10 protein-coding genes are annotated in these 13,058 nt (G+C 66.5%); 5 read left to right on the forward strand and 5 right to left on the reverse strand.

From position 1 onward, the window contains the following. Positions 1–27 precede the first annotated feature (27 nt). Both lpdA and ACEN9K_RS09420 read right to left on the reverse strand, forming a co-directional pair. A complete protein-coding gene (gene lpdA, locus ACEN9K_RS09415) occupies positions 28–1,410 on the reverse strand; it encodes a dihydrolipoyl dehydrogenase (protein ID WP_018769672.1) in 1,383 nt (460 codons plus the stop codon). A gap of 268 nt (positions 1,411–1,678) precedes the next feature. Next, positions 1,679–3,202, reverse strand: a complete 1,524-nt coding sequence (locus ACEN9K_RS09420) for a leucyl aminopeptidase (protein WP_495635583.1) — start codon at positions 3,200–3,202, stop codon at positions 1,679–1,681. A 256-nt stretch (positions 3,203–3,458) separates the two neighbouring features. On the opposite strand from ACEN9K_RS09420, the gene ACEN9K_RS09425 reads away from it, so the two are divergent. The 4 genes from ACEN9K_RS09425 (at position 3,459) to ACEN9K_RS09440 (ending at position 8,783) form a co-directional block, all read left to right on the forward strand. Continuing rightward, the gene (locus ACEN9K_RS09425; protein WP_018769674.1) at positions 3,459–4,397 is read left to right on the forward strand and encodes a proteasome assembly chaperone family protein; all 939 of its coding nucleotides are present in this window, start codon (positions 3,459–3,461) and stop codon (positions 4,395–4,397) included. A gap of 51 nt (positions 4,398–4,448) precedes the next feature. After that, positions 4,449–5,795 (forward strand): MFS transporter, encoded by a 1,347-nt coding sequence (locus ACEN9K_RS09430; protein WP_495635584.1) that lies wholly within the window; start codon positions 4,449–4,451, stop codon positions 5,793–5,795. 107 nt (positions 5,796–5,902) lie between these two features. Further along, positions 5,903–7,153, forward strand: coding sequence for a DUF4192 domain-containing protein (locus ACEN9K_RS09435; protein ID WP_026265831.1), 1,251 nt, complete (start codon positions 5,903–5,905; stop codon positions 7,151–7,153). Between the two features lie 313 nt (positions 7,154–7,466). Next, positions 7,467–8,783, forward strand: coding sequence for an RNA polymerase sigma factor (locus tag ACEN9K_RS09440; protein WP_018769677.1), 1,317 nt, complete (start codon positions 7,467–7,469; stop codon positions 8,781–8,783). 182 nt (positions 8,784–8,965) lie between these two features. Here the strand turns inward: ACEN9K_RS09440 and ACEN9K_RS09445 are convergent, their stop codons facing one another. Further along, complete coding sequence (locus tag ACEN9K_RS09445) at positions 8,966–9,187, reverse strand: DUF7455 domain-containing protein (protein WP_018769678.1); 222 nt, start codon at positions 9,185–9,187, stop codon at positions 8,966–8,968. A 256-nt stretch (positions 9,188–9,443) separates the two neighbouring features. Here ACEN9K_RS09445 and ACEN9K_RS09450 point away from each other — a divergent pair, with 256 nt between their 5' ends. Beyond that, the gene (locus ACEN9K_RS09450) at positions 9,444–11,552 is read left to right on the forward strand and encodes a DNA gyrase/topoisomerase IV subunit B (protein ID WP_056389822.1); all 2,109 of its coding nucleotides are present in this window, start codon (positions 9,444–9,446) and stop codon (positions 11,550–11,552) included. Between the two features lie 90 nt (positions 11,553–11,642). On the opposite strand, the gene ACEN9K_RS09455 is transcribed toward ACEN9K_RS09450, so the two are convergent. Both ACEN9K_RS09455 and ACEN9K_RS09460 read right to left on the reverse strand, forming a co-directional pair. Next, positions 11,643–12,635, reverse strand: coding sequence for a M56 family metallopeptidase (locus ACEN9K_RS09455; protein ID WP_026265832.1), 993 nt, complete (start codon positions 12,633–12,635; stop codon positions 11,643–11,645). 6 nt (positions 12,636–12,641) lie between these two features. Next, positions 12,642–13,025, reverse strand: coding sequence for a BlaI/MecI/CopY family transcriptional regulator (locus tag ACEN9K_RS09460; RefSeq protein WP_018769682.1), 384 nt, complete (start codon positions 13,023–13,025; stop codon positions 12,642–12,644). Positions 13,026–13,058: the final 33 nt, after the last annotated feature.

Below are 13,058 nucleotides of genomic sequence, written 5' to 3' on the forward strand. Positions count from 1 at the left end.
CACCGGGCCTGGTAATGCTGCGGAAAACTAGCCGTGCAGCGGCTTGCCGGCCAGTGCCAGGTGCGCTTCGCCGAGGGCTTCGTTCTGGGTGGGGTGGGCGTGCACCAGCTGGGCCACGTCCTCCGGGTAGGCTTCCCAGTTCACGATCAGCTGGGCCTCGCCAACCTGCTCGCCCATGCGTGCGCCGATCATGTGGACGCCCACCACGGGGCCGTCCTTCTGGCGGACCAGCTTGACCAGGCCGGAGGTACCCAGGATGGAGCTCTTGCCGTTGCCGGCCAGGTTGTATTCCTGGGTCTGCACCTGGTCTTCGCCGAACTTTTCCTTGGCAGCCTTTTCGGTGTAACCAACGGTGGCGATTTCGGGGTCGGAGTAGGTGACCTTGGGGATGTTGATGTCCTCGACCACCACGGGCTTCAGGCCGGCAATTTCCTCGGCCACGAAAATGCCCTGCTGGTAGCCGCGGTGGGCCAGCTGCACGCCGGGGACGATGTCGCCTACGGCGTAGATGTTGCCCACGCCGGTGTGCAGGCGCTCGTTGGTGATGACGAAGCCGCGGTCGATGGTGACGCCGGCCTCCTCGTAGCCCAGGTTGGCGGTGACGGGGCCGCGGCCGACGGCGACCAGCAGCAGGTCGGCTTCGAAGGTCTTGCCGTCCACCAGGGTGACCTTGACGCCGTCGTCATTCTGCTCAACGCCCTGGAAGAAGACGCCGGTGGAGAACTTGATGCCGCGCTTCTTGAAGGCGCGCTCGAAGTTCTTGACGATCGTTGCGTCCTCGTTGGGAACGAGGGAGGGCAGGCCTTCGACGATGGTGACGTCCACGCCGAACGACTTCCAGACCGAGGCGAACTCGACGCCGATGACGCCGCCGCCCAGGATGATGGCGCTCTTGGGGATGAAGTCCATGGTCAAGGCCTGGTCGGAGGTGATGACCTTGCCGCCGATTTCCAGGCCGGGAAGGGTGCGCGAGTAGGAACCGGTGGCCAGGACGATGTTCTTGCCCTTGTACGCGGTGCCGTTCACCACGACGGTGTCGGTGCCCTGCAGCTTGCCTTCACCCTCGATGACGGTGATGCCCTTGGACTTGATGAGTCCCTGCAGTCCCTTGAACTTGCCGGCGATGATGCCGTCCTTGTACGCGTTGACGGCGTTGATGTCGATGCCGTCCAGGGTGACGTTCACGCCGTACTTGGCGGAGTCACGGGCGTGGTCGGCCAGCTCTGCGGAGTGCAGCAGGGCCTTGGTGGGAATGCAGCCGTTGTGGAGGCAGGTGCCGCCCAGCTTGCCCTTCTCCACGAGGCCGACGGTGAGGCCGAGCTGTACCGCACGCAGCGCCGCAGCGTATCCGCCGCTGCCGCCACCGAGTACCAGGATGTCGAATTCTTGCGCAGTTGCCTGATCGGCCACTAAAACGCTCCCTCGCGTGAACGATGACGCGTTCTGCGCGCATCATCTGGTCTTGGAACTTGCACTGCCGTGATTATGTCAGCAGGGCAACTCTCTTGCATTTGTGACTACCGTGGTTCACCTTAGCGAACCACCTATCCATGCTCCACCTTGGCGCTGCGTTTGTGGAGCGCTTGTGTCCAGTGTCACGCGGCCCTGTGGCACAGCAATCACTGCACCGCAGGGCCGCGCGGCATGGGGCCTGGAGCCCGTGACCCAGGCAGTTTGCTCAGGCCGCGGCCAGGATGTCCTCCACGTAGGCAACCAGGGTACGGACAGTGCATCCGGTGCCCTGCTTGTGGGTGTAGCCGTAGGGGCTGCCGTTATTAAAGGACGGCCCCGCAATATCGATGTGCGCCCAGGGGATCTGTTCGCCCGCTTTGTCCTTACCCACGAATTCGCGAAGGAACACAGCAGCGGTCATCATGCCGCCGTGGCGTTCGCCAATGTTGGCCAGGTCCGCCACCTGGGAATCCAGGCTGGGGCGCAGCTCCTCCGGCAGGGGCATGGGCCAGACCAGTTCGCCGGTGCGGTCGGCCGCCGCCTTGAGGGCGCCCGTGACGCTTTCCGAGCCCATGACACCGGCAGTGCGGTTGCCGAGGGCGATGAGCTGCGCGCCGGTCAGCGTGGCCACGTCGATGATGGCGTCCGGGTATTCGCGGCTGGCTGCAACGATGCCGTCCGCCATGACCAAGCGGCCTTCGGCGTCGGTGTTGAGGACTTCAACCGTCTTGCCGCCGAACATGGTCAGCACATCGGCCGGGCGCGACGCGCCGCCGCCCGGCATGTTCTCCGCGATGCACAGCCAGGCGGTCGCCTTCACGGGCAGGCCCAGGCCGGCAAGGGCCAAAACAGTATTAAGTACGACGGCGGCGCCCGCCATGTCGCTCTTCATGTCGCCCATGTTCAGGGCCGGCTTGAGGGAGATGCCGCCGGTGTCGAACGTGATCCCCTTGCCGACCAGCGCAACCTTGGCGGTGGCCTTGGCGGGGGAGTACTCCACCTTAACCAGCCGCGGCTGGCGGGTGGAGCCCTTGCCCACGCCCATGATGCCGCCGAAGCCTTCCTTCTCAAGCCGCTTCTCGTCCCAGACGGTGACCTTGACGGGGAGGCCCTTGGCAAGGTCCTTGGCGGCCTCGGCGAAGGACTCCGGGTAAAGGTGGCTCGGCGGCGTGTTGACCAGTGAGCGGGTCGCGTTGACGGCTTTGGCCACCAGTCCTGCCCGCTTCAGTGCGGCGCCCAGGTCCGTGCTGCCTGCCAGTTCCGTGAAGATGACGGCATTGCGGACGGGATCCTTGAGCCCGTCCGTGGAAGACCGGAACTCGGTGAAGGCGTAGGCGCCCAGCGCGGCACCCTCGGCGACGGCCGCGACATCCTGCACCGTCGCCGTCGGGAACGCCAGGGTTACGGTGGCGAGGCCGGCCAGCTGCCGGACCGCGGATCCCGCTGCCCGGCGGAGTGCCTCACCGGTGAGCGGTGTGCCTTCCGGCACCTTTCCCACTCCGGCGAGGACCAGGATGCCGGCGCCGGTTTCGGGCAGTCCCGGGAGGCGGACCAGCTGGTCCGCCGCGCCGGTAACTCCGAGTGCCTTGAGGGAGTCAGCCAGGGCCTCCGCGGACTTCGCCGTCAGCGGGTTGTCCAGCAGGACGGGCCCGTCGCTTCCCTGCCCCACCCCGATCACCACGGCATCGCTGGGGTTCCTCTTAAGGTCCCGCGAGACGGTACTAAGGTTGACTTCAGTATTCTTGACCACAGGGATGAGTCCTCAATTCTCGAAACGATCGGGCAGGGATGCATGTTGGGCGCTCTGCCATGGTGGCCCGGATCCGGCCGTTCTGGACGGTGCCCGGGTGGTTGCAAGCCCGCCTGGCAGGCCAGTTCCGATCGTAGCCGTTCCCCTGCGGAGCGACAGAATTTCCTGAGACGTGCGCCACACCGCGGCCCGGAATGCCGGGTGCCCCTGCGGCGTTATGAATGATGTCCACCCGTACCCCTGAAAGGAACACGCCGTGCTTGAACGGATTTCCGGCTCCCTGCTGGACCCCGACGCGCTCTATGCCAGCAACATCGAGCTGTTCCACAGCCCGGAGCTGCAGGGGCTGAACCTGGTCATGGGTTTCACCGGGTTCGCCGACGCCGGCCATGTGGTGAAGCAGATCAACGCCGAGCTGCTGGACACCCTCGACGCCCAGCCCGTGGCGGTCTTCGATGCGGACCAGTTGATTGACTACAGGTCCCGCCGGCCGCACCTGAGTTTCGTGGAAGACCACATCCAGGACTACCAGGAGCCCCGGCTGGCACTCTACCGACTGGTGGACGGGCTGGGGAAGCCATTCCTCCTCCTGGCCGGCTTCGAACCTGACCTGCAATGGGAACGGTTTGCCCGTGCCGTGGTGAACATCGTGGAAAAGCTGGACGTCAACCTGGTCACATGGATCCACTCCATCCCCATGCCCGTGCCGCACACCCGGCCCGTGGGCGTGACGGTACACGGGAACCGGCCTGAGCTGATCGAGGGCATCTCCGTGTGGAAGCCCACCGTTGAAGTTCCCGCCGCTGTTGGCCACATCCTGGAGCTGCGCCTCGTGGAGGCGGGCCGCAATGTTGCCGGCTACGTCATCCACGTCCCGCACTACCTCGCCGAGGCCGAGTACCCCACCGCCGCCGTCGCCGGCCTGGAATACCTTGGCGCCGCAACGTCCCTGATGCTGCCCACCGACCGGCTCCGTGAGTCCGGGCGCGAGGTCAGCCGGCAGATTGCCCAGCAGATCGAGGCGTCCGAGGAGGTCCAGCAGGTGGTCTCCCGCCTCGAGACACGCTACGACGAGAAGGCCGACGGCATCGTCCGCCGGTCGCTCCTGGCCAACGAGAACGACGAGCTTCCCGACGCCGACGACCTGGGTGCCGCCGTGGAGGCCTACCTGGCCAGGGAGAACCCGGGGCAGTAGCGGGACGTCACGGCTTCCGGGCTGCGGGCGCGCGCCGGGCATAATGAACTGGTGACTGCTCCCCGCGCCTGGCTTATCTGGACCATTGGAATTTTCGGGTACCTGGTGGCCGTGGCGCAGCGGACCTCCTTCGGCGTGGTGGGGCTCGAGGCCACGGAGCGGTTCCACGCCACGGCGTCCGCCATCTCCTTCTTCACCGTCCTGCAGCTGCTGGTGTACGCCGGGCTCCAGATCCCGGTGGGCCTGCTGGTGGACAGGTTCGGCTCGCGTGCCATGATCGCAGGCGGCGCTGTCCTGATGGGACTCGGACAGGTGCAGCTGGCCTTCGCCGAGAGCATCCCCGGGGGAGTCCTTGGCCGTGTCCTGGTGGGCGCCGGCGACGCCATGACCTTTATCTCGGTGATCAGGCTCATCCCGCTGTGGTTCGCCCCCGCCCGCGTCCCCCTGGTCACGCAGTTGACCGGCATGTCCGGCCAGTTGGGTCAGCTGTTCAGTGTCCTGCCCTTCGCGCTGGTCCTGCACCTGTCCGGCTGGACCCCCGCTTTCCTGATGCTGGCAGGAATGTCCGCACTCGCCGTCGTGCTGGTACTCCTGCTCCTGCAGGATGTCCCACCGGGGACCGAACGGCCGCACGCCCGGCAGGGGCTCAAGGCCACCGGCGCCTCACTGGCCCGTGCCTGGAGCCAGCCCGGAACCCGGCTGGGAATGTGGAGCCACTTCACCATCCAGTTCAGTGGCACCGTCTTTGCCATGACGTGGGGCTACCCGTTCCTGATCTCGGGCCAGGGCCTGGACACAGCCACCGTCGCAGCGCTGATGGCCCTGTACGTTGCCGCAGCCATGGCAGTGGGCCCGTTCATCGGGCGCTTCGTTTCGCGCCATCCACTGCGCCGTTCCACCATGGTGCTGCTGATCGCCGGCGCCACCGCCACGGCATGGGCCGCGGTGCTGCTGCTGCCCGGGCGCGCTCCGCTGTGGCTGCTGGCAGGCCTGGTGGTGGTGCTCGCAATCGGCGGCCCCGGTTCCATGATCGGCTTCGACTTCGCGCGGACCTTCAACCCCGCGCACCGGATCGGCACTGCCACCGGCATTGTCAACGTTGGTGGCTTCATCGCTGCCCTGGTCTCCATCTTCCTGATTGGCCTTGTGCTCGACGTCCTGAACGCCACCGGGTTTTCACAGGGGGTGCTCTACGGCCTGGCACCCTTCCGGCTGGCTTTGAGCGTCCAGTTCCTGCTCCTGGGGATTGGTGCCGCAGCCATCCTGGCCTCCCGCCGGAAGGTCCGCCGGCAAATGGCCGCCCAGGGCATCGTGGTTCCGCCGCTGCGCAGCGCCATCGCCCGGCAGCGCCGTGAAAGTCTGGCCCGCCGCCGCCAGCCGACGCCCACGGACGACTGAGCCACTCCCGTTCGCGGGTTCCCCGCACTCTTCCTCCACGGCACCGGTTACCCACATAGCCGGACTGGCCACTGCCCGCGCCCCCGCCGGCGGCGAATGCTGGAGCCATGACAGGTTCAGAACGATTAATAGTGCGCGGCCCGGAAGACATCCTTGGCTTCATTCCGCATTCGCTCGGGTACTGGCCAGCTGCCAGCCTGGTGGCCATGACGCTGCACGGCACCACGCTCGGAGCCACACTCCGGCTTGACCTTCCGGGCCCGGCGAACCAGGCCGACCCCGCCGCGTTTGCCCGTGCCGTCCGGCGCTACCTTGAATCAGACCAGGACGCTGACGGCTCTTTGCTGGCTGTCTTCACCAGCGACGCCGGAATGGGACCGCCATCCGCCTACGACCTCCTGGTCGACACGGTGCGACGTGCCCTGGACCAGGCCGGGATGCCTGTCCGCGATGCCTGGTTGGTGGGCGATGAGTACTGGCGGGACGCCCTGTGCAGCGACGCCTCCTGCTGCCCGCTTCCGGGACGTCCCGTGCAGGAGATCAGGGACAGCATGCTGAATACGGAGATGGTGTACCGGGGCAGCAGCATTGGACCCGCGCCACGAGCGGGGAGCCAGCCGGAAGCCCCGGTCCCCGCCATGCACCTGGCGGCCGTCCTTGAGGCACAGGCCGGCTGGGAGGACGAGCTCGGCGGGCAGTCCCGCAGCAGGGCACAGTTCAACGCGGTGCTTGACTTCTGGGAGTTGCTGCTGGAGCGGAGCCATGACGGGCAGTGGATTCCGGACGTTGAACGGGACGCCTTCCTGCGCGCCACGCTGCTCGTTCCCACCTGGCGCGACGCCCTGCTCGTGATGGCTGCGGCGGGACGGGCCGCCGCGGAGGCAGGCGCAGAACAGTTCGGCGTCCTTTCCGAGGACGGGGGCGACGTTTCCGCAGTGGCGCTGCCGTTGCTGCCTCCGCCGGGATTCGCCGGCCGGCAGCAGCGCCGGGCGGGCGGTGCCGCTTCCGGCGCTGTTCCTGCCGGCTATGGCGAGGTCCTCATGGGCCTGGCGCCGGCCGCGCCGGACTGGGCCGGACTGGACGCGCTGGACCGGATTCTGGGGCACCTGGCAGTGTTGGGCGGACACCCGGCCGCCGCAGCGCTCACGCTCCGAGGATGGGTGGCCTGGTCCCGGGGACGCGGCTCCTACGCGGCTGCCCACTTGGGCCGGGCGCTTGAGCTTGAACCGGAGTACCGGCTTGCCGAGCTCCTGCTGGATATCGTGGGCAGGGGGACGCTTTGTGGCTGGGCCGCCCGGAAGGAGGCGGCCTGGCAAAAGTTCCCGAAGGATCCTGCTGGGGAGAAGGAGACGCTGTGAGCCGGACCCGAGCGTCGTGAAGCCGGCCGGACATGCCCCGGCCGGGCCGGGCCCGCCGGGGCAGCCGTAACGGATGGCGGCAGGGGAGGTTGGATCCGGGCAAATCGTGAGACAATGGATGCCGAGACCCGGTTGGGTCCGTGTATCGAGTGCTTGTAAGCGTCCCCGCAAGGGAACATTACAGCCACTCCGGGAGTTGTCTTAAGTGACTCTGCCGGCCGTGGTGGTGCTTGGTTTCCACCACGGACTTGACAGGGTCATAGTGGTGTTGCCCGTATGGTGATTCCACAGACCACCGCTAGAAAGGTTTTCTGTGACCCCGTCTTCCACGAAGAAGGATTCCGCCGCCCAGGATGTCTTGTCCCCTGAGGAGAAGCAGGCCGCGACCAATGCCAAGCGGGCAGCTACGCGGGCAGCCAACAAGGCTTCGGCCGGCGAGGCTGCAGGCGACAGCAAGCGCGAGCCCAAGAAGCGTGGGCCCAAGCCCGGCGCCAAGGCCGCAGCCGAGGCTGCGGGAAAGTCCGCCGCCGGTGACGTTGACCCGGACGAGGTCGAAGACGTCGAGGAAGACCTCGACGACATCGTCCTCGAAGGTCCGGACGCAGCAGAGGACGTCGACGCCGACCCCGTCAAGGGTGCCGCCGGCAGCGGCAAGGGCTTCGTCTACTCCGATGCAGACGACGACGACGCGCCCGTGCAGCAGGTTATGTCTGCCGGCGCCACGGCCGACCCCGTCAAGGACTACCTGAAGCAGATCGGTAAGGTGGCGCTGCTCAATGCGGAGCAGGAAGTCGACCTTGCGCTGCGGATCGAGGCCGGGCTGTTCGCCGAGGAAAAGATCGCCGCGGACGACGGCTCCATGGATCCGAAGTACAAGCGTGAACTCGAATTCATCATCCACGACGGCAAGCGCGCCAAGAACCACCTGCTGGAAGCCAACCTCCGCCTGGTGGTCTCGCTGGCCAAGCGCTACACCGGCCGCGGCATGCTGTTCCTGGACCTGATCCAGGAAGGCAACCTTGGCCTGATCCGCGCCGTGGAGAAGTTCGACTACACCAAGGGCTTCAAGTTCTCCACCTACGCCACCTGGTGGATCCGCCAGGCCATCACCCGCGCCATGGCCGACCAGGCCCGCACCATCCGTATCCCGGTGCACATGGTCGAGGTCATCAACAAGCTGGCACGTGTACAGCGCCAGATGCTGCAGGACCTGGGCCGCGAACCCACGCCCGAAGAACTGGCACTGGAACTGGACATGACGCCGGAAAAGGTGGTCGAGGTCCAGAAGTACGGCCGCGAGCCGATTTCGCTGCACACCCCCCTGGGTGAGGACGGCGATTCCGAATTCGGCGACCTGATCGAGGACTCGGAAGCCGTTGTTCCGGCTGACGCCGTGAGCTTCACCCTCCTGCAGGAACAGCTGCACTCCGTCCTGGACACCCTTTCCGAACGCGAGGCCGGCGTGGTTGCCATGCGCTTTGGCCTGACTGACGGACAGCCGAAGACTTTAGACGAAATCGGAAAGGTCTACGGCGTCACCCGCGAGCGGATCCGCCAGATCGAGTCGAAGACCATGTCCAAGCTCCGGCACCCCTCCCGGTCGCAGGTGCTGCGGGACTACCTGGACTAACCTCTTCCGCACGACAAAACAGGGGCCGTTCGGGAACCCACTGTACGGTGGATTCCGGAACGGCCCCTGTCTGTTTACGAGCTCCCTCCGTGCGGCTAAAGGCCTGCGGGGCCCGTTAAACGCCTGCGGGGCCTTTCCGTGGTGGAAAGGCCCCGCAGGGTTCGTTGTTACCGATGCCTCATCTAGTCGATTTCCACGGCAGCTTTCTCGTGAAGCTTTCCCGTCTCGTCGTGCCAGCCGGAGCTCAACGGCTTGAGCGTCGCCTCCACTGCACGGGCGTGGTGGCCGCAGAACAACAGCTCACCGCCGGAGGACTCGAGTACAACCCGGACATATGCCTGAGCTCCGCAACGGTCGCACCGGTCGAGTGCGTTTAGTGTGCGGTCTGCCACTGCTGTTGTCATGTCGGCCTCCTTAGTAGATCAGTACATCTATATAACCAGTATTCGTATCCGATCCATCGCAAGGATGGGGCAAGTTCGCTGTCCGCGTATCCGCAAGGTTAGGTCAAGAATTGCCCAGTTCCGCGGATCACGGAGGCTGGTGGCGCGGCGCACAAGGCGCTGCGGGTGTGGCAGACGGCTGTCGCCGCTGCCGCCGACTACCCTAGAAGGTGCGGTCCCAGCGCCGCTTCAACGTCCCTGAAGGAGTTCATCACCAGTGGCACCAAGCTCTGAGTACACCGCCCGGCACCTTTCCGTACTGGAGGGCCTCGAAGCCGTCCGCAAGCGTCCGGGCATGTACATCGGCTCAACGGACTCGCGCGGCCTCATGCACTGCCTCTGGGAGATCATCGACAACTCCGTGGATGAGGCGCTTGCCGGGTTCGGCCACGACATCCGCATCATCCTCCACGCGGACAACTCCGTGGAGATCCACGACGACGGCCGCGGCATCCCCATCGACAAGGAACCTAAGACGGGGCTCACCGGCGTCGAAGTGGTGTTCACCAAGCTGCACGCCGGCGGCAAGTTCGGCGGCGGCTCCTATACCGCCTCCGGCGGCCTGCACGGCGTTGGAGCGTCAGTGGTCAACGCCCTCTCGTCGCGCCTGGACGTCGAGGTGGACCGCGGCGGCAAGACCTACCGGATGTCCTTCCGGCGCGGCGAGCCCGGACGCTTCAAGGACACCGGGTCCCGCCCGGACCCCGCAGCGCCGTTCACTCCGTTCGTCGATGACTCGGTACTGGACATTGTGGGCAAGGCCAAGCGCGGAGTCACCGGGACCCGGATCCGCTACTGGGCGGACCGGCAGATCTTTACCCCGGATGCCAAGTTCTCCTACGAGGACCTTGCTGCCCGCGCACGCCAGACCTCCTTCCTGGTGCCCGGCCTCAAGCTCACCGTGCGGGATGAGCGCAAGCTCCCCGGAACCCCGGGGGAAGCCGGCCCGCACGAGGAGGTCTTCCACCACGACGGCGGCATCTCCGAATTCGCCGAGTTCCTGGCCGCGGACCCGGCCGTGACCGACGTGTGGCGGCTGCATGGATCAGGGAAGTTCAAGGAGACCGTCCCGGTCCTTGACGAACGGGGGCACAGCCAGCTGGCCGAGGTCGAACGTGACTGCGAAGTGGACGTGGCACTGCGCTGGGGCATCGGCTATGACAGCACCGTGCGAAGCTTCGTCAACATCATCGCCACCCCCAAGGGCGGCACGCACCAGTCAGGGTTTGAGCAGGCGCTGGTCAAGACTTTCCGGAAAGCCGTGGAAACCAATGCCCGCAAACTCAAGGCCGGCAACGACAAGATCGAAAAGGACGACATCTTCGCCGGCTTGACCGCGGTCCTGACCGTACGGCTCGCCGAACCACAGTTCGAGGGCCAAACCAAGGAGATCCTGGGCACCAGCGCCGTGCGCGCCATCGTGGCCCGGGTGGTGGAGCGGGAGATCTCCGCCAAACTGTCCTCCAGCAACCGGAACGACAAGGCCCAGTCGGCCCTGCTGCTGGAAAAAATCGTCAACGAGATGAAGTCCCGCATCTCGGCCCGCGTGCACAAGGAGACCCAACGGCGCAAGAACGCGCTGGAAACGTCCTCGATGCCCACCAAGCTCGCTGACTGCCGGACGGACGACGTCGAACGTTCCGAACTGTTCATCGTGGAAGGCGACTCCGCGCTGGGCACCGCCAAGCTGGCCCGGTCCTCCGACTTCCAGGCCTTGCTGCCCATCCGCGGCAAGATCCTCAACGTGCAGAAGGCATCGGTGGGGGACATGCTCTCCAATGCCGAATGTGCAGCGCTCATCCAGGTGGTGGGCGCGGGGTCCGGCCGCAGCTTCGACATCAATGCGGCCCGGTACGGCAAGGTGATCCTCATGACTGACGCCGACGTTGACGGCGCCCACATCCGGACCCTGCTGCTGACCCTGTTCTTCCGCTACATGCGGCCCATGATCGTGGAGGGAAGGGTGTTTGCCGCGGTTCCGCCGCTGCACCGGGTGGAGGTCATCAACGCCGGCCAGAAGGCCAACGAGATGATCTACACCTACTCCGAGGCCGAACTGCACGTCCTGCTGGCCCGCCTGGCCAAGGAGGGCAAGCGGTACAAGGAGCCGATCCAGCGGTACAAGGGCCTTGGGGAGATGGACGCCGAGCAGCTGGCGGAGACCACTATGGACCCGCGGCACCGCACCCTGCGCAAGGTGGGGATCGAAAACGCGCAGCAGGCAGAGGAGATCTTCGACCTGCTGATGGGCTCCGACGTCTCCCCGCGCAAGGACTTCATCATCGCCGGCGCGTCCAGCCTGGACCGGGAGCGCATCGACGCCTGACCGGGCGCAGGGTCGCCGGGCGCTGGGATGGGTTCGGCGATCCCGGGGCTTTGACAAGCCCACCCGCCGGGTTGAAGCGCGACGGCGGCGTCAGCCCAGCAGCCCCGGAACCACCAGCAGTGCCGTGGGCAGCGCCAGCAGCAGGACGGACCCGGCCAACACGGCGCTGCGGACGGCCGCAGGAAGCTGGGGCTGGGGGGTCAGGAGGCGGCTGACCCGGGAGGCCGCGGTCCTGACCGCGTCCGAGCCCGGTCCGCCCGACGCCGACTCCAGCCCGGACAGGGCCAACGAGGGCGAGGACGGGCGGATGTCGCCGGCGCCCGCGTTTCCGGTCGACCCGCTGGCAACGATGGCTATCGCCTTGATGAGGGTGGCCTTGCTCTCCGTCCGCAGTGCGACGTCGTCGGCCAGCATCTCGATCAGGGAGTTGACCGATTCCTGTGCAAGCCGGGTGGTGGGCAGCCACGGGAGGGCCTGCCGCCAGGCGGCAAAGGCCCAGAGCAGCAGGTGGTGCCGCTGGCTGAGGTGCGCGTTCTCGTGAATCAGGACGGCCCGCAGCTCGTCCGGTTCGAGGGCGGCCATTAGGCCGTCCGACAGCACGGTCACGGAGCGGGCGCCCCCCGGGAGGCAGTACGCGACGGGGGAGTCGTGGCTGATCACCAGCGTCCCGGCATCCTGGGCCGATGGGGAGGCCAACAGTGCGAGCAGTTCACGGTGCCGGCGCCGCTGCCGCTGGATCTTGTAGTACGTCAGCAGCAGCGTGAACACCAGGTGGGCCGTCAGCAGGGCAGCAGTGGACAGTGCGAAGATATGCCAAAAGCCCAACGCCGTGGTGGGGGCATTGAACAGCACCATTCCCGCCAGCGCGCGAAGCCCTGCGATGAGGTTGTCACCGATTGGTTCCAGGCCATAGACCAGCATGGCGCCGATCATGGAGAGTCCACCCGCGAGCGCGATCGCCTGCCACAGCAGCATGGCCGTGAACGGCGACCTTGCCGGCCATTGGGCCCGTGACAGGAGAATTGGCACCGGCCAGGCCAGGATTATCGCCAGGACCGCCAGCAGGTATGAGGCCCAGAACATGGTGTGCTAGAGGTGGCCCAGCAGTTTACGCAGCGTCTCGGCTTCACCTTCGGAAACGGACCCGATGAAGCGGGCCAGGACGGCCTCGCGGTCCGGGGCTGATCCGAGGACCTCATGCATGAGTTCGGCGGTGTGGTCCGCGCGGCTGGACACGGCCTGGTACCGGTGCGGGCGGGTTCCGCGTTCGCGTTCCACCAGCCCCTTCTTTTCCAGGCGGGAGAGTACGGTGAGCACCGTGGTGACGGCCAGTTCCTTGCCTTCGTGGCCCGGTCCGCCCTGCGCCGCGGACGTGCGCGCCAGCTGATCCCTCAGGGTATTGGCCGTAGCCGCTTCCTGGCCCGCCCAGAGCAGGTCCATGACTGCCCGTTCCAGTTCACCAAGACTAGCCATTTCACTTTTCCTTTTGTTTCCCCGCACCGCGCA

The sequence above is a fragment of the Pseudarthrobacter sp. Pseusp20 genome, assembly GCF_059492155.1.